At 66.9% G+C, this 16,017-nt stretch carries 18 protein-coding genes; 16 read left to right on the forward strand and 2 right to left on the reverse strand.

The features are described 5' to 3' along the window. Positions 1-133: 133 nt before the first annotated feature. A complete protein-coding gene (locus D893_RS09685; protein ID WP_018946710.1) occupies positions 134-364 on the forward strand; it encodes a type II toxin-antitoxin system prevent-host-death family antitoxin in 231 nt (76 codons plus the stop codon). Next, on the forward strand, positions 364-750 hold the full coding sequence (locus D893_RS09690; protein ID WP_018935906.1) for a type II toxin-antitoxin system VapC family toxin: 387 nt from the start codon (positions 364-366) through the stop codon (positions 748-750). Before D893_RS09685 ends, D893_RS09690 begins: the two co-directional genes overlap by 1 nt. Positions 751-763: 13 nt before the next feature. On the opposite strand, the gene D893_RS09695 is transcribed toward D893_RS09690, so the two are convergent. After that, complete coding sequence (locus D893_RS09695) at positions 764-1,033, reverse strand: YcgL domain-containing protein (protein WP_110619670.1); 270 nt, start codon at positions 1,031-1,033, stop codon at positions 764-766. A gap of 1 nt (position 1,034) precedes the next feature. Then, on the reverse strand, positions 1,035-2,939 hold the full coding sequence (gene speA, locus D893_RS09700) for a biosynthetic arginine decarboxylase (protein WP_110619671.1): 1,905 nt from the start codon (positions 2,937-2,939) through the stop codon (positions 1,035-1,037). A gap of 103 nt (positions 2,940-3,042) precedes the next feature. Between speA and speE the strand changes: the two genes are divergently transcribed. From speE to urtE, 14 genes are all read left to right on the forward strand, one after another. Then, a complete protein-coding gene (gene speE / locus D893_RS09705) occupies positions 3,043-3,894 on the forward strand; it encodes a polyamine aminopropyltransferase (protein WP_110619672.1) in 852 nt (283 codons plus the stop codon). 342 nt (positions 3,895-4,236) lie between these two features. Next, positions 4,237-4,836, forward strand: coding sequence for a HupE/UreJ family protein (locus D893_RS09710; protein ID WP_110619673.1), 600 nt, complete (start codon positions 4,237-4,239; stop codon positions 4,834-4,836). 10 nt (positions 4,837-4,846) lie between these two features. Beyond that, complete coding sequence (locus tag D893_RS09715) at positions 4,847-5,710, forward strand: urease accessory protein UreD (protein WP_210434094.1); 864 nt, start codon at positions 4,847-4,849, stop codon at positions 5,708-5,710. Positions 5,711-5,724: 14 nt separating this feature from the next. Then, positions 5,725-6,027: an urease subunit gamma gene (gene ureA, locus D893_RS09720; RefSeq protein WP_018869210.1), complete on the forward strand. Its 303-nt coding sequence runs from the start codon at positions 5,725-5,727 to the stop codon at positions 6,025-6,027. A gap of 14 nt (positions 6,028-6,041) precedes the next feature. Next, the gene (locus tag D893_RS09725; RefSeq protein ID WP_110619675.1) at positions 6,042-6,362 is read left to right on the forward strand and encodes an urease subunit beta; all 321 of its coding nucleotides are present in this window, start codon (positions 6,042-6,044) and stop codon (positions 6,360-6,362) included. Beyond that, a complete protein-coding gene (gene ureC / locus D893_RS09730) occupies positions 6,359-8,065 on the forward strand; it encodes an urease subunit alpha (RefSeq protein WP_110619676.1) in 1,707 nt (568 codons plus the stop codon). Before D893_RS09725 ends, ureC begins: the two co-directional genes overlap by 4 nt. A gap of 7 nt (positions 8,066-8,072) precedes the next feature. Beyond that, positions 8,073-8,537: an urease accessory protein UreE gene (ureE, locus tag D893_RS09735; protein WP_110619677.1), complete on the forward strand. Its 465-nt coding sequence runs from the start codon at positions 8,073-8,075 to the stop codon at positions 8,535-8,537. Further along, positions 8,521-9,222 (forward strand): urease accessory protein UreF, encoded by a 702-nt coding sequence (locus D893_RS09740; protein ID WP_110619678.1) that lies wholly within the window; start codon positions 8,521-8,523, stop codon positions 9,220-9,222. The genes ureE and D893_RS09740 overlap by 17 nt, the downstream gene beginning before the upstream one ends. A 21-nt stretch (positions 9,223-9,243) precedes the next feature. After that, positions 9,244-9,873 (forward strand): urease accessory protein UreG, encoded by a 630-nt coding sequence (gene ureG, locus D893_RS09745; RefSeq protein ID WP_018869205.1) that lies wholly within the window; start codon positions 9,244-9,246, stop codon positions 9,871-9,873. Positions 9,874-10,118: 245 nt separating this feature from the next. After that, positions 10,119-11,468: an urea ABC transporter substrate-binding protein gene (gene urtA / locus D893_RS09750; RefSeq protein ID WP_018869204.1), complete on the forward strand. Its 1,350-nt coding sequence runs from the start codon at positions 10,119-10,121 to the stop codon at positions 11,466-11,468. A gap of 92 nt (positions 11,469-11,560) precedes the next feature. Beyond that, a complete protein-coding gene (gene urtB / locus D893_RS09755) occupies positions 11,561-13,294 on the forward strand; it encodes an urea ABC transporter permease subunit UrtB (protein WP_110619679.1) in 1,734 nt (577 codons plus the stop codon). 12 nt (positions 13,295-13,306) lie between these two features. Then, entirely contained in the window at positions 13,307-14,398 is a 1,092-nt protein-coding gene (gene urtC / locus D893_RS09760; RefSeq protein ID WP_110619680.1) for an urea ABC transporter permease subunit UrtC, read from the forward strand. Then, entirely contained in the window at positions 14,395-15,246 is an 852-nt protein-coding gene (urtD, locus tag D893_RS09765) for an urea ABC transporter ATP-binding protein UrtD (RefSeq protein WP_019591535.1), read from the forward strand. The genes urtC and urtD overlap by 4 nt, the downstream gene beginning before the upstream one ends. A 71-nt stretch (positions 15,247-15,317) precedes the next feature. Then, positions 15,318-16,007, forward strand: coding sequence for an urea ABC transporter ATP-binding subunit UrtE (urtE, locus tag D893_RS09770; RefSeq protein WP_019589970.1), 690 nt, complete (start codon positions 15,318-15,320; stop codon positions 16,005-16,007). The last annotated feature ends 10 nt before the right edge of the window (positions 16,008-16,017 follow it).

Raw genomic sequence — 16,017 nt, forward strand, 5'->3', positions numbered from 1 at the left:
GGAATACGAACTCTGGGTACTGGCAAAAGGGCCGTCACTATACAGATTTATACTGAGTAGTGCTTGGCTTTCGTTGTCGCGACAGCGTCCCTCGCATAGACTAACCAGGTGACCAAGCTGTACAGGTGCCTTGATGACCACCACCGTGAACGTGCATGAAGCGAAAACTCATTTATCACGTCTGCTGAAAAGGGCACACGACGGCGAGGAGATCATCCTGTCGCGCGCCGGGCGCCCCTATGCACGGCTGGTCCCGCTGGAGGGCACACCGCAGAAACGGCAGCCCGGCAGGGTTCAGGGCCGTGTGGAGGAATCCTTCTTCGAGCCCCTGCCCGAGGAAGAACTTCGCGCATGGGAAGAGTGATGCGAGTCCTGCTGGATACGCACGCCCTTTTGTGGTGGATGACCGACGACCCGAAACTCTCCACCACTGCCAGAAATACCATTCAGGACGAAACACACACGGTGCTGGTGAGTGCGGCCAGCGCCTGGGAGATCGCGACCAAGTACCGCCTGGGCAAGCTCGCGATCGGAGCGGAGGTGCTCCGCGACTTCGATGAGCTGATTACCGCCGACGGGTTCTCCCATCTGGCCGTGAATTACCGACAGGCCATCCATGCCGGGTCCTACCCCCAGGAACACCGGGACCCGTTCGACCGGGTCCTCGCGGCTCAGGCCGAACTGGAACAGGTCCCCCTGGTCACCGCGGACCCGGCCCTGCAGACATTCCCGATCCGCTGCCTCTGGTAAGCGCCCACTCCGATCAGCCCGACGCCCCGCCCTGCCACGGGTCGAGCTTGTCTTCCCGCGGCGGGACCTGCAGGTGGAAGCCCTGGTCCTGCAGGTTGGCGAGGACCTTCTGCGGGTCTTCCTGCGCCAGGGTACGGTCGGGGGTCAGCTCGAACTCCAGCGCGAATTCGAGGCTGCCGAGGGCCTTCATCAGGGTGTCGGGCAGATCGGAGAATTCGTCCTTCTCCGGCAGGTAGACATAGGTGTCGGCGCGCCGCGTGGCGCGATAGACGTAGCACTGCATTTCAGTCCTCCAGATAGGTGTAGCCGGTCAGGCCGTGTTCCAGTTCCGCCAGCAGCCGCCCGGCCGCCTCGCCGCGCAGGCCGGCGGCGTCGATGCGGGCGCGGAACGCGCGGCGCAGGTCGTCGGGGGCGAAATGCACGTAGGACAGCAGTTCGTCCACGGTGTCGCCGCGTTCGGGGTCGACCAGGCGGTAGCCGCCGTCGGCGGTGAGCTCGACATTGACCGTATCGGTATCCCCGAACAGGTTGTGCAGATCACCCAGGATCTCCTGGTAAGCCCCCACCAGGAAGATGCCCAGATAATACGGCCGCGCGGGTTCCCACTCGTGCAGGGCCAGCGTGGTGTGGGTGCCTTCGCGCTCCACGTAGTACTCCACGTGGCCGTCGGAGTCGCAGGTCAGGTCCTGCAGCACCGCGCGGCGCGTGGGCGCCTGCTCCAGCCGGTGCAGCGGCATGATGGGGAAGATCTGGTCGATCGCCCAGGTGTCGGGGATGGACTGGAACACGGAGAAGTTGCAGAAGACCTTGTCCGCCAGCTTGTCGGTCAGTTCGGCATGGATCTCGGCCGGCAGGGCGTCCGGGTCTGCCAGCAGTCGCTGGCACAGGGCGAAGTACAGCGCCTCGGCGCGGGCGCGGTCGGCCAGCGACAGCATGCCGCGGGCGAACTGCGCCTGCACCTCGGCCAGATGCCAGGCGGCGTCGTGGAAGACCTCGGACGGCGGACGCGCGCTGTCCTCCAGCAGCGCCCGCAGGATCGCGATCTCGGGCGGCTCGTCGGCGGCCGGCGGCGGCACGGGGCCGTCCCCGGGGGCCGGCTCGCAGTCGATCACGTTGGTGATCAGCACCGCGTGATGCGCGGTCAGCGCGCGGCCGGATTCGCTGAACACCTCGGGCATCGGCAGGTCGTGCTCGTGGCAGATACGGCTGAGCGGGCGCAGGATATTGAGGGCGTATTCCTCCACCGAGTAGTTGATGGAGCATTCGTTGCGCGAACGCGAGCCCTCGTAGTCGATGCCGAGGCCGCCGCCCACGTCCACCACGCGGATGCCGGCCCCGGCCTCGTGCAGCGCGGCGAAGTAACTGGCCGCCTCGCCCATGCCGTTCTGGATGTCGCGGATATTGGCGATCTGCGACCCCATGTGGAAATGCAGCAGCTGCAGGCGGTCCAGCCAGTCGAGCCCGCGCAGGCGCTCGAGGATCGCCAGCACGTCCGCCGCGGACAGGCCGAACTTGGCCTTCTCGCCACCGGTGTTCTGCCACTTGCCCTTGCCGATGGACGCCAGGCGCACCCGCAGCCCCAGCAGCGGCGATATGTCCATGGCTTCGGCCTGGCGGATCACCTCCTCCAGCTCCGAGGGCTTCTCGATCACGATGTACACCCGGTGGCCGAGCTGCCGCCCGATCAGGGCCAGGCGCACGTATTCGCGGTCCTTGTAGCCGTTGCAGATGATGACCGAGCCCGGGCGCGACTGCGCCAGCACCGCGATCAGTTCGGGCTTGGAGCCGGCCTCCAGCCCCACCTGCGGCCGGTGGCCTTCGGTATCCGCGTGGTCGCCGGCGGCGAGGATGCGCTCGACCACCGAGCGCTGCTGGTTGACCTTGATCGGATAGATCGCGGTGAAGTCGCCATGGTAATCCAGCTCCTCGGCCGCCCGGGCGAAGGCGCGCGACAGGCGCCGCACGCGACCGTCGAGCACGTCCTGAAAGCGCACCAGCACCGGCGGGCCCACGTGCTCTTCGCGCAGGCGGCAGGCCAGCGCGTGCAGATCCACGCCGGGGTGTTCCGGCCAGTCCGGCCGGCGCATGCAGACATGCCCGGACGCATTGATCTCGAAGAAGTCCCCGTTCCAGTGATCGATGCCGTAGGTACGGCGCGCATCATCCAGGGTCCAGGACGTGGCTGACATGGCGGTTCCGCGGTTGGGGAGGGTCGGAGTTGCCCGCAGGATACAGGGCACTATCATGGCGGCGCATCCTACCGTTCACCCATGCACAAGGGGAGCCCGCCCGATGGCACTCGACGACAACTGGTTCACCGAGCCCGACCGCGACATCGCGATGTCCCTGCGCATCACGAAAAAGCTCCACGAGGAGCAGACGCCCTATCAGAAGATCGAGATCTTCGAGACCACGGGCTTCGGCAACCTGATGGTGATTGACGGCTTCGTGATGCTCACCGGCCGCGACAACTTCATCTACCACGAGATGATGTCGCATCCGGTGCTGTATTCGCACAACGCGCCGAAGAACGTGGTGATCATCGGCGGCGGCGATTGCGGCACCCTGCGCGAGGTGCTCAAGCACGACGAGGTGGAGAAGGCCACGCAGGTGGACATCGACGAACGCGTGACCCGCCTGTCCGAGCAGTATTTCCCCGAGCTGTGCGACGCCAACGACGACCCGCGCGCCGAACTCCTGTTCGACGACGGCATCCAGTACATCAAGGACGCGGAACCGGGCTCCATCGACGTGATCATCGTCGACTCCACCGACCCGGTGGGCCCGGCCGAGGGCCTGTTCTCCGCGGATTTCTACCGCGACTGCGTGAAGGCCCTGGGCTCCGATGGCCTGCTGGTGCAACAGAGCGAATCCCCCCTGCTGCATACCGACAGCATCCTGCGGCCGATGCACGACAGCATGCGCGGCGCCGGCTTCATCGACGCCCTGACCATGCACTTCCCTCAGCCCACCTACCCCTCCGGCTGGTGGACCTGCACCATCGCCTCCAAGGACGCCCCGGTGTCCTTCCTGCGTGAAGAAGCCGCGGAGGAGATCCCGTTCGTCACGCACTACTACAACGCGGCCATCCACCGCGCCGCCGGCGCCACCCCGGAATTCTTCCGCCGCAAGCTGTTCGCCTGATCCGGCCGCGCCGGTCCGCCACCCCGGCGCCGGGCCGGCGCGGGGTGTCGGCTTCAGCCGGGAGTAACGCCTCTGCACGCCTTCCGGCATCCGCCCGGCATCAGCAGACACCGCCTCAAAACCTCCCGCGCTCGCACACTTTCAGGGCAGCCTGATCCATCTTGATGCATGCCCCCGAAACGGGCTGCACCACGACGAAACATTAGCTCCGCAGACCGGCGCTCCCTGGCCCGGCACCACGCTCCGCAACGCTTTCGGGGCGACCATGGCATGGCTCCTGCTTACTCGGATTACTGCCGGCGCATTCCTGCGCGCCGCACCGAGATTCAAGCGAGGAGAACCATGCTGCATCGACGCTGCATCGCATTCGTTGTTCTGTTTCTTGCGCCCGTGATGGCGCTGGCCCATCCCCACCACGGGCACCACGTCCACGAACATGCGGGCTTCGCTGCGGGATTTCTGCACCCGTTCACCGGCCTCGATCACCTGCTGGTCCTGCTCGGAATCGGGTTCTGGATGGCCCGCTCACAGCGAATCCCGGGCACTCTGATCTCCGGTACGGCGGTACTGGCCACTCTGGCGCTCGCCTTCGCCCTCGGCATGGCGCAAGGACCGCTGCCGACCGTCGAATTCGGCATCCTCGCCTCGCTTTTGCTGACCGGCGTGCTGGTCTTTCTCGGCACACGTCTCCCGCTGGTGGTGACCGCCGCGATCGCGGCCGGCTTCGCCGCACTGCACGGCTTCGCCCACGGTGCCGAAATGGCGGCCGACCTGTCCGCACTGAGATTCGCCGCCGGCTTCCTGCTGGCCAGTACCCTGATGCTGACCGCCGGCACACTGGCCGCCTCCCGGATACGCGATACGGCTCTCGAGCGTCCGGTGGGGCAGGCAGCCGGAGGGGCCATGGTCGCCGCCAGCGTCTATCTGTTGCTGGTGGTCTAGGGACGTGGACATCACCCCCGTGGAACTGGCCGGAGCTACAGAGACCACACCGGAGACCCGGGACGGATGGCTCGGGCGCCTGGAGCTGGGCTTCGCCTCGCATGGCGGACGGACCCGGCTGGTCCGCCGTCGTCACGAGGGCCCTCTGCTGGTGCAGCGAAGCTTCTTCCCCGAAGGCGACGTCTGCCACTGCTACGTGATCCATCCCCCCGGGGGCGTCGCCGGCGGCGATCGCCTGCAGCTGGAAGCGGAGCTGGACGCCGGCAGCCGGGCTCTGCTCACCACCCCTGCCGCGGCCAAGTTCTACCGGACGCGGACGGACAGCGCCCGCCAGGAACAAGGCTTCACGGTGGGGCCCGACGCGAGCCTGGAGTTCCTGCCGACGGAAACCATCCTGCACGGTCGCTCCCGCGTGACGCTGCACAACCACTTCCGCCTGGGACCCGGCGCGCGCCTTTGCACCTGGGATGTCCTGTGCCTGGGACGCCCGGCGCACGGCGATCACTACGAGGGCGGAGCCTGCACCCAGGATCTGTGTATCGAACGCGAAGGCCGACCGCTGGTGCATGACCGCCTCGATCTGGCCCATGGCGACCCCCTGCTGAGCCGCCCGTGGGGCCTCGACGGCTTCCCGGTGGTGGGCCAGCTCGTGGCCACCCCGGCCCCCGAGGGACTCGAACCGGCACTGCGCGAGCATCTCGGAACACCCGAAGCACTGCGCCTGGGCATCTCGCGGATCGGGGATGTCCTGTTCCTGCGTTGTCTGGGCCATGGCGCGGAGACCGTGCGCGCGCTGCTGCAGCGGGCCTGGGCCTTCCTGCGCGAGCCGGTCATCGGGCGCCCCCCGTGCACCCCCCGTATCTGGAACACCTGACCACCGGAAGATCCATGGAACTGACCCCACGCGAGAAAGACAAGCTGCTGCTGTTCACGGCCGCTCTGCTGGCGGAACGCCGCCAGGCGCGCGGGCTGAAGCTCAACTACCCGGAGGCCATGGCGCTGATTTCGGCGGCCATCCTCGAGGGGGCCCGAGACGGCCGTTCGGTCGCGGAGCTGATGAGCCTGGGCGGCGAGGTACTGACCCGTGACGACGTACTCGAAGGCGTCCCGGAGATGATCCCGGAGGTACAGGTCGAGGCGACCTTCCCGGACGGGGTCAAACTGGTCACCGTTCACGAACCCATCCGTTGAGAGGAAGCGCCCCGATGATCCCCGGTGAACTCCTGCCCGCGGACGGCGACATCACCCTGAACGCCGGCCGCGACACCGTCACCCTGGAGGTGGCCAACAGCGGCGACCGGCCCGTCCAGGTCGGTTCCCACTATCACTTCTTCGAGACCAACAACGCCCTGCGCTTCGACCGCGAGCGCGCACAAGGCTTCCGCCTGGACATACCGGCGGGTACGGCCGTGCGTTTTGAACCGGGGCAGACCCGCAGCGTGCAGCTGGTGGCCTACGCCGGGGAGCGCCGGGTGTTCGGATTCCAGGGCCGTATCGGTGGCCCGCTGGACGGAGATGCGCAATGAGCCAGACCATTCCCCGCCGCGCCTATGCCGAGATGTTCGGCCCCACCACCGGCGATCGCCTGCGACTGGGCGACACCGCGCTGCTGATCCAGGTGGAGCGCGACTGGACCGTCTACGGCGACGAGGTCAAATTCGGCGGCGGCAAGGTGATCCGCGACGGCATGGGCCAGAGCCAGCGGCACGACGAAGCCGTGGTGGACACCGTGATCACCAACGCGGTCATCCTCGACTACTGGGGCGTGGTCAAGGCCGATGTCGGCCTGAAGCAGGGCCGGATCCACGCGGTGGGCAAGGCCGGCAACCCGGATACCCAGCCGGGTGTCGACATCGTGATCGGCCCGGGAACCGAGGTCATCGCCGGCGAGGGACGGATCCTGACCGCCGGCGGCATCGATGCCCATATCCACTTCATCTGTCCGCAGCAGATCGAAGAGGCCCTGACCTCCGGCATCACGACCATGGTGGGTGGCGGTACCGGCCCCGCAACCGGCACCAACGCCACCACCTGCACCCCCGGCCCCTGGCACATCCAGCAGATGCTGAAGGCCGCCGAGGCATTCCCGATGAACCTGGGCTTTCTGGGCAAGGGGAACGCCAGCGGACCCGGCGCCCTGCACGCGCAGGTCGAGGCGGGGGCACTGGGCCTGAAGCTGCACGAGGACTGGGGCACAACCCCGGCCGCCATCGACTGCGCGCTGTCGGTCGCCGATGCCCATGATGTCCAGGTCTGCATCCACACCGACACCCTGAACGAATCCGGCTTTGTCGAGGACACCCTGGCGGCGTTCAAGGGGCGCACCATCCACACCTATCACACCGAGGGCGCCGGCGGCGGCCATGCCCCGGACATCATCAGGGCCTGCGGCGAAGCCCACGTCCTGCCGTCCAGCACCAATCCCACGCGGCCGTTCACGGTGAACACCATCGACGAACACCTGGACATGCTGATGGTCTGCCACCATCTGGACCCGCAGATCGCGGAGGACGTCGCGTTCGCCGAGAGCCGGATCCGGCGCGAGACCATCGCCGCGGAGGACATCCTGCACGACCTCGGTGCGTTCTCCGTGATCGCCTCGGACTCGCAGGCGATGGGACGCGTGGGTGAGGTGATCCTGCGGACCTGGCAGACCGCCCACAAGATGAAGACCCAGCGCGGCTCCCTGACTCGCGATCCGTCCGAGCACGACAATTTCCGCGCACAGCGCTATGTCGCCAAATACACCATCAATCCCGCGCTGGCGCATGGCATGGCCCACGAAGTGGGCTCCGTCGAACCCGGCAAGCTGGCCGACCTGGTCCTGTGGGATCCGGCCTTTTTCGGCGTCAAGCCGGCGCTGATCATCAAGGGCGGGATGATCGCCTCGGCCCCGATGGGCGACCCCAACGCCTCCATCCCCACGCCACAGCCGGTGCATTACCGGCCGATGTTCGGCAGCTACGGCCCGGCCATGACCGGCACCTCCGTCAGCTTCGTCTCGCAGGCCGCCCTGACCGCCGGGATCGGCGACCAGCTGGGTCTGGAGCGAAGGCTGGTCGCGGTCCGCGGCTGCCGCGAGATCGGCAAGCAGGACATGCGGCTGAACGACTGGCTGCCGAAGATGGAGGTGGACCCGGAGACCTACGAGGTCCGTGCCGACGGCGAGCTTCTGACCTGCGAACCCGCTACCGAGCTGCCGCTGAGCCAGCGTTACTTCCTGTTCTGAGGTCCCCATGATTCGCCTGATCGAACGCGCCGAGAGCGCCCTGACCACCGTGACCGGAACCCTGCATCTGCCGGTCGAGACACGGATGAAGAGCCGCTTCCGGGCCACTCTCGACACCGGCGACGAGGTCGGCGTATTCCTCGAGCGGGGCGGCATGCTGCGCGACGGGTCCGCCCTGCGCGCCGAAAGCGGCGAGTGGGTCACGGTGCGTGCCGCGCCGGAACCGGTCAGCACCGTGTACTGCGAAGACCCGCTGCTGCTCGCGCGCGCGGCCTACCATCTGGGCAACCGCCACATCGCCCTGCAGATTGGTCCGGGCCGGCTGCGTTACCTGCACGACCACGTGCTGGACGACATGCTGCGCGGCATCGGGCTCGATCCGGTCTTCGAACACGCCGCGTTCGAGCCGGAGGCCGGTGCCTACGGGCACGGACACGCCCACGGCGGTCACGGCCATGGCCACTCGCACTGACCCGGAGCTGGATGACCCGGGGCTGGCACGGCGGCGTCTCTGGCAACTGGTGAGCCCCACGCTGCCGGTGGGGACCTACAGCTATTCCGGCGGCATGGAATGGGCCATCGAGGCGGGCTGGATCGCGGACGAGGACGCGGTGGCCGACTGGATGCAGGGCCAGATCCGCCACAGCCTGAGCCGGGTCGACATCCCCCTGCTCGCACGCCTGCACCGGGCCTGGCTGGAGGACAACGACGCGGCCGTCGAACGGTTCAGTGCGTGGCTGAGCGCCAGTCGCGAGACCCGCGAACTGCGCGCCGAAGACCGTCACCTCGGGCAGGCGCTGGCGCGCCTGCTGTCCGAGCTCGATCTGAACGAAGCCGACCGGTGGCAGGGTCATCCCGACGCCACCTGGGCCACGCTGTTCGCGCTGGCGCTGGTGCGCTGGTCCATCCCCGTCGAGGAAGGGGCCGAGGCAATCCTCTGGTCCTGGTGCGAGAACCAGGTGGCGGCCGCGATCAAGCTGGTCCCGCTTGGGCAGACCGCCGGCCAGCGCGTGCTCCACCGCCTGGCCTCGACCATCGGCGAGGCGGCACGGGAGGGGCTTGCGCGGGACGACGCGGCGATCGGCGGCACAGCCGTCGGTGTCGCCATCGCCAGCGCCCTGCACGAAACCCAGTATTCACGCCTGTTCCGCAGTTAGCGAAATTCCCAGGAGGCACCCATGTCACTGAATCCCCGAGTCCTGCGCGTCGGCATCGGCGGGCCGGTCGGCTCCGGCAAGACCGCCCTGCTCCAGGCCCTGTGTCAGCGCATGCGCGAGATGTACAGCATCGCCGTGGTCACCAACGACATCTACACCCGCGAGGATGCCGAGTTCCTGACCCGCCACGATGCGCTGGAGGCCGAACGCATCGTCGGGGTGGAGACCGGCGGGTGCCCGCACACGGCGATCCGCGAGGATGCCTCGATGAACCTGTCGGCCCTGGCCGACCTCGGCATCCGTTTTCCCGGCCTCGAGGTCGTATTCGTCGAGAGCGGCGGCGACAACCTGTCCGCGACGTTCAGCCCGGAGCTGTCCGATCTGACGATCTACGTGATCGACGTCTGCGCGGGCGACAAGATCCCGCGCAAGGGGGGGCCCGGCGTGACCCGTTCCGACCTGCTGGTGATCAACAAGATCGATCTCGCCGAGGGGGTCGGTGCATCGCTGGAGGTCATGGACCGCGACAGTCGGCGCATGCGCGGCGAGCGCCCGTTTGTCTTCACGAACATGCGCACGGGCGAGGGCCTGGATGAAGTCGTCCGGTTCATCATCGAGCATGGAATGCTCCCCGCCAGGGAATCGGCCTGAGCAGCGACCGCCCGGCGGACGATGCACACCCGTGCGGCAACCTCCGCCCCATCACGAGACAGATGCACCATGTGCATGCAGTCCGCCCTCCCCTCCCGACCGGAGATGACTGCGGACACCGGGCGCAAGACCCCGTTTTCCGTTCATGGCACACAGCTTGCTGCCCCGGGAATGTCCGGCGCCGGTATTACGGAGTGCCGGGTTGTTCCCTGGAAACGATCCCTAGCGGAGAACGGAGACAATCGATGCATCCAAACACGAGCCACCCCCCGCAAATTTCGCTCGCGCGCCGGGCCACCCGCACCGCCACCGGTGTCGCACTGGCCCTGGGCCTGGCAACCGGCGGAGGCATAACCGCACAGGCCGATGAAGATCCGATCAAGGTGGGCATCCTCCACTCGCTGTCGGGCACGATGGCCATCAGCGAGACGTCCCTCCGGGACGTGGCCCTGATGACCATCGAGGACATCAACGAAAACGGCGGCCTGCTGGGCCGCGAACTCGAACCGGTGGTGATGGACCCCGGCTCCGACTGGCCCACCTACGCCGAACACGCCCGCGAGATGATCGAGCGCGAGAACGTGGACGTCATCTTCGGCTCGTGGACATCAGTGTCCCGTGAAGCGGTCCTGCCGGTCCTCGAGGAACTCAACGGGCTGATGTTCTATCCGGTCCAGTACGAGGGCGAGGAGTCCTCGCGCAACATCTTTTACACCGGCGCCGCGCCGAACCAGCAGACCCTGCCCGGCGTGGAATATCTGATGAGCGACGAGGGCGGCGGCGCCGAGCGCTTCTTCCTGGTCGGCACTGACTACGTCTTCCCGCGGACCACCAACCGCATCGTGCGTGCCTATCTGAATGCCCACGGGATTTCGGACGACGCCATCGAGGAGGTCTACTTCCCGTTCGAACATGCCGATTTCCAGACGCTGGTCAGCGACATCGACAGCTTCTCCCAGGATGGCCCCACCGCGGTGATCAACACCATCAATGGCGATTCCAACGTGGCGTTCTACCAGGAGCTGGCCAACCAGGGCATTGATCCCATCGACGTTCCGGTACTGGCGACTTCGGTGGGCGAGGAAGAACTCCGCGGCATGGACACCGACCCCCTCGCGGGCCACCTCGCCGCCTGGAACTACTTCATGTCCATCGAGACCCCGGAGAACGAACGCTTCACCGAGCGGTGGATGGAATACGTGGAACAGGAAGGCCTGTCCGGCGGTTCCGACCGGGTGACCAACGATCCGATGGAAGCCACGCACATCGGCATGCGCATGTGGGCCCAGGCGGTCCTGCAGGCAGGCACGACGGACGTCGACGCCGTTCGCCAGGCGGTGTACGGGCAGTGCGTCGATGCGCCGTCCGGGTTCGAGGTGTGCATGGACGACGAGAACCACCATCTGCACAAGCCCGTGATCATTGGCGAGATCCAGCCGGATGGTCAGTTCTTCCCGGTCTGGGAAACCGATGACGTGGTCCGCGCCGAGCCGTGGAGCGATTACGTCGAAGGTAACGAAGACCGTGTAGCGAACTGGCGCTACCCCTGGGTCTGCGGCGACTGCGAAGAACCCACCTACGACCTGCGCTTCTGAGTCCGGGTACGTCCGGCCGGCACCACACCGGTGCCGGCCTTCCCGATTGCCCCCCGCGCATCCGTGGCGGGGCACCCTGAGGAGAGAGAATCATGCGACTCACCGCACGTGTCGCCACCGGCCTGCTGTGCGCGCTGCTCGTGACGCCCCTGCTGTCACCGGGCGCATCGGCGGCCATGGAAGAAGCCCGGGAACAGGCCGAGCAGCTCGAAGAAGAGCAGGAAGAACAACTGGAAGCCGAACTGGCCGAAGTCAGCGACGAAGGGCTTGCCGAAGATACGGCAGAACTCCTGCGGGCCATGGCCACTCAGGACATCCGGGCGCTGCAGGCCGCCATCGAGGACATCGCGGCCAGTCAGGACGCGGACACGCTGCCCGCCCTGCTGGCGCTGCGCGACCGTCGGCTGTTTTTCACCGATGACGAGACCCTGATCATCGAGGATGCCCGCGACGGGACATTCCGGGAGGCCATTACCGGTGAACCCCGGGAGGATCTGGACACAGGCGATCTGAACGAACCGCGTGCGACCAACCCCATCCGCCGGATCCTGCGCCCGACCATCGGCGCGCTGCAGATCTTCGCGGACGACCCGGCCGCCCGCCTCGCCGCGGCCGAAGAACTGGCGGAACGCCCCCGTCCGGAGATGCGCGATGCCATCGTCGCCGCCCTCGACGAGGAAACGGGCGCGGAAACGGAACGCCTTCTGAACATTGCCCTGGCCCAGCTGGACCTCGACAGCGAGGACGATGCCCGTCGGCTGGAAGCCGTCGAGATCGTGGCCGAGGTGCGGGCCAGTCGCCTGCGCAGCGATCTGCAGGCCCTGCTGGAACGCGACGACGACGGCCAGCCCGTGGAGACGAACCCGGAGATCCGCGAAGCCGCCGCGGCCGGGGTTCGTGCAATCGAGCAGCGTGAACGCACGGCCCGCTTCGTGTCCGACCTCGTCTATGGACTTTCGATGGGCAGCGTGCTGCTGCTGGCCGCCATGGGCCTGGCGATCATCTTCGGTCTGATGGGCGTGATCAACATGGCCCACGGCGAACTGCTGATGGTCGGGGCCTACACGACCTTCATGACCCAGGCCCTGTTCGCCCTCCTGATTCCGCAGCATTTCCATTACTACCTGATTGCAGCGGTCCCACTGGCCTTTCTGACGGCCGGTGCCGTGGGCATTGCCATGGAACGCGGCGTGATCCGTTTTCTTTACACTCGTCCGCTGGAGACGCTGCTGGCCACCTGGGGCATCAGCCTGGTCCTGATTCAGTCCGTCCGCATGATCTTCGGTGCACAGAACGTCAGCGTCGCCAGCCCGCCGTGGTTCTCCGGCAGCGTGCAGATCATGCAGGGGGTCAGTCTGTCCACCTCGCGCGTCGGGGTCATCGTGTTCGCGATCTTCGTCGTCGGGCTGGTCTGGGTGCTGATGAACCGGACGCGTCTGGGCCTCGAGGTCCGCGCGGTCATGCAGAACCGGGACATGGCCGCCTGTCTGGGCGTCCCCGCGCGCCGGGTCGACATGTGGACCTTCGGCATGGGCGCCGGCGTGGCCGGCCTGGGCGGGGTCGCGCTGTCCCAGATCGTGAACGTGGGCCCGGAGATGGGCCAGAACTACATCGTGGAGTCGTTCATGGTCGTCGTGCTGGGCGGCGTGGGCAGTCTGTTCGGTCCCGTGCTGAGCGCGCTGGGGATCGGCGTGACCACCAAATTCCTGGAACCGGCGGTCGGCGCCGTACTCGGCACCATCATCGTGTTCGCCGCCATCATCCTGTTCATTCAGTGGCGTCCTCAGGGGATCTTCGCCCTGAAGGGCCGCTCGGCCGACGATTAGGAGACCGTCTTCATGCATTCGTCCAGCGCAATCTCCCATCTCGGCCGGCTGCACGGCGGGACCGCCTGGGTCATCCTCGCGATCCTCGCGTTCCTGGCACTGGTGGTGGTCCCGGTGCTGTACTGGTTCGTGCCCCCCGATTCCCCGTTCCACATGCCGGGCTGGATGGTCACCCTCGCGGGTCGTTTCCTCGCCCTGGCCATGGTCGCCCTGGCCCTGGATCTGATCTGGGGCTACACCGGGATCCTGTCCCTGGGCCACGGGGTCTTCTTCGCCATGGGCGGCTACGTGATGGGCGCCCATCTCACGCGGGTCAGCTACGAGGACCGCCTGCCCAACTTCCTGCAGTGGCTGGATTACAGCGACTGGCCCTGGTACTGGGCGGGCTTCGATTCGTTCCTCTTTACCCTGCTGATGATCGCCCTGGTCCCCGGGGTGCTGGCGTTCGTGTTCGGCGTACTGGCGTTTCGTTCCCGGGTCCGGGGGGTGTATTTCGCCATCATTACGCAGGCGCTCACCTTCGGCGGGATGCACCTGTTCTTCCGCACCGAGACGGGGTTCGGCGGCGACACCGGACTGACGAACTTCACCTATCTGCTGGGGCTCGATCTCGGCACCCCGCAGGCCCGGCTGGTCCTGTTCTGGGTCTCGGCCTTCGCACTGATCCTGGCCTACCTGCTGTGCCGCTGGATCGTGACCTCCAAGCTCGGGCGGGTCCTCACGGCCGTGCGGGATGCCGAGAACCGCGTGCGCTTCACCGGTTACGATCCGCTGCGCTACAAGCTGTTCGTCTGGGTGGTCTCCGCGGTCCTGTGCGGGGTCGCCGGCGCGCTCTACGTCCCGCAGACCGGCGTCATCAACCCCTCGGAAATGGTGCCCTCCGCATCCATCGAGATGGCGATCTGGGTCGCGCTGGGGGGCCGAGGAACGCTGGTCGGGGCCATCCTCGGCGCCGGCGTGGTGAACGTGGTCAAGACCTGGGCCACCAGTGCCCACCCCGATCTCTGGCTGTTCATCCTCGGCGGCATCTTCATCTTCGTCACGCTGCTGATGCCACGCGGGGTGATCGGCCTGTTTTCGCGCCGCAAGGAGGGCAAGGCATGAACGGCGTGTCGCAAAGTCTCGAACGGTTCCGCGAGACGATGCGCCGGGACCGGGTGTTCGACCTCGTCAACAACCCCGCGGAGAACCCGGCGCTCGACGTCTCGCACGGCATGGCGCTGTACCTGGAGGGCATCACCAAGTCGTTCGACGGATTCCGCGCGCTGGATGACCTCACCCTGTACATCGGCGACGGCGAACTGCGCTGCATCATCGGCCCGAACGGGGCCGGCAAGACCACCCTGATGGACGTGATCACCGGCAAGACCCGTCCGGATGCGGGCACCGCGTGGTTTGGCAACCGGATCAATCTGCTCCGTCTGAAGGAACACGAGATCGCGGGCAAGGGGATCGGGCGCAAGTTCCAGAAGCCGACCGTCTTCGAAAACCATTCGGTGCACGAAAACCTGGAGCTGGCCCTGCACGCCGACCGCGGCCTGCTGACCAGTCTGACCTGGAAACTGAACGGCGAACAGCGGGATCAGCTGGACGAGACCCTGGAGCTGATCGGCCTGACGGAGCGGCGCGACGCCCCGGCCGGCTCGCTGTCGCACGGGCAGAAACAGTGGCTGGAAATCGGGTCGCTGCTGATGCAGAAGCCGCGCCTGCTGCTGGTGGACGAGCCGGTGGCCGGGATGACCGGCCAGGAGACCGAGGCGACCGCCGAACTGCTGACCAGCCTCGCCGGCCGCCATTCCGTGGTGGTGGTGGAACACGACATGGACTTCGTGCGGTCCATCGCCCGCCAGGTCACGGTCCTGCATCAGGGCAGCGTTCTCGCCGAGGGCCGCATGGACGAAGTTCAGGCCGATCCGCGGGTACGCGAGGTCTACCTGGGCGAGGAGGACTGAGTCGTGGCACCGATCCATACCGGGACCATCCGCACGCCCGCGTCTCGAACATTCCACGGGAGGACCTGAACGTGCTTCGGATCGAAGGCCTCAACCAGTATTACGGCGGCAGCCACATCCTGCGCGACATCGACCTGGACATCCTTGAAGGCAGAACCAACTGCCTGATGGGCCGCAACGGGATGGGCAAGAGTACGCTCCTGAAATGCGTGATGGGCCTGCTGCCGATCGCGAGCGGGAAGATCCTGTTTCAGGGCGAGGACATCAGCCGCCGCAAGCCCCACGAACGCGGGCGGCTGGGTCTGGGCTACGTGCCCCAGGGCCGGGAGATCTTCCCGCGCCTGACCGTGGAGGAAAACCTGCAGGTCGCCCTCGCCAGCAAACGCTCCCGCGACATTCCGGAACGGGTGTATGAACTCTTCCCGGTGCTCAAGGACATGGCACGCCGCCGCGGTGGCGACCTGTCGGGCGGGCAGCAACAGCAGCTGGCGATCGGCCGTGCCCTGGTGCTGAACCCCTCCATCCTGCTGCTGGACGAACCGATCGAGGGCATCCAGCCGAACATCGTGCGCGAGATCAGCGACGTCATCCGGCTGCTCAACACCGAGATGGGCCTGACGATCCTCCTGGTCGAACAGAAGCTGCCGTTTGCCAGGGCCACCGCCGACCGCTTCGACATCATCAACAACGGCCAGATCGTGGCCGGCGGCGAAATGGGCGAACTGAGCGATGACCTGGTCCGGGAGCACCTGACCGTCTGACGCGTTCCGT

This window comes from Thioalkalivibrio sp. ALE21 (assembly GCF_003208255.1).
Classification (GTDB): domain Bacteria; phylum Pseudomonadota; class Gammaproteobacteria; order Ectothiorhodospirales; family Ectothiorhodospiraceae; genus Thioalkalivibrio; species Thioalkalivibrio halophilus.

Bases quoted from the DNA above. Each gene is read 5' to 3' on its own strand.
- speE (WP_110619672.1), top strand. From the start codon at position 3,043: ATGGCACTCGACGACAACTGGTTCACCGAGCCCGACCGCGACATCGCG.
- ureE (WP_110619677.1), top strand. From the start codon at position 8,073: ATGATTCGCCTGATCGAACGCGCCGAGAGCGCCCTGACCACCGTGACC.
- D893_RS09695 (WP_110619670.1), bottom strand. From the start codon at position 1,033: ATGCAGTGCTACGTCTATCGCGCCACGCGGCGCGCCGACACCTATGTC.
- ureG (WP_018869205.1), top strand. From the start codon at position 9,244: ATGTCACTGAATCCCCGAGTCCTGCGCGTCGGCATCGGCGGGCCGGTC.
- ureC (WP_110619676.1), top strand. From the start codon at position 6,359: ATGAGCCAGACCATTCCCCGCCGCGCCTATGCCGAGATGTTCGGCCCC.
- urtB (WP_110619679.1), top strand. From the start codon at position 11,561: ATGCGACTCACCGCACGTGTCGCCACCGGCCTGCTGTGCGCGCTGCTC.
- ureA (WP_018869210.1), top strand. From the start codon at position 5,725: ATGGAACTGACCCCACGCGAGAAAGACAAGCTGCTGCTGTTCACGGCC.
- D893_RS09685 (WP_018946710.1), top strand. From the start codon at position 134: ATGACCACCACCGTGAACGTGCATGAAGCGAAAACTCATTTATCACGT.
- urtA (WP_018869204.1), top strand. From the start codon at position 10,119: ATGCATCCAAACACGAGCCACCCCCCGCAAATTTCGCTCGCGCGCCGG.
- urtC (WP_110619680.1), top strand. From the start codon at position 13,307: ATGCATTCGTCCAGCGCAATCTCCCATCTCGGCCGGCTGCACGGCGGG.
- D893_RS09690 (WP_018935906.1), top strand. From the start codon at position 364: ATGCGAGTCCTGCTGGATACGCACGCCCTTTTGTGGTGGATGACCGAC.
- speA (WP_110619671.1), bottom strand. From the start codon at position 2,939: ATGTCAGCCACGTCCTGGACCCTGGATGATGCGCGCCGTACCTACGGC.
- urtD (WP_019591535.1), top strand. From the start codon at position 14,395: ATGAACGGCGTGTCGCAAAGTCTCGAACGGTTCCGCGAGACGATGCGC.
- D893_RS09740 (WP_110619678.1), top strand. From the start codon at position 8,521: ATGGCCACTCGCACTGACCCGGAGCTGGATGACCCGGGGCTGGCACGG.
- D893_RS09725 (WP_110619675.1), top strand. From the start codon at position 6,042: ATGATCCCCGGTGAACTCCTGCCCGCGGACGGCGACATCACCCTGAAC.
- D893_RS09710 (WP_110619673.1), top strand. From the start codon at position 4,237: ATGCTGCATCGACGCTGCATCGCATTCGTTGTTCTGTTTCTTGCGCCC.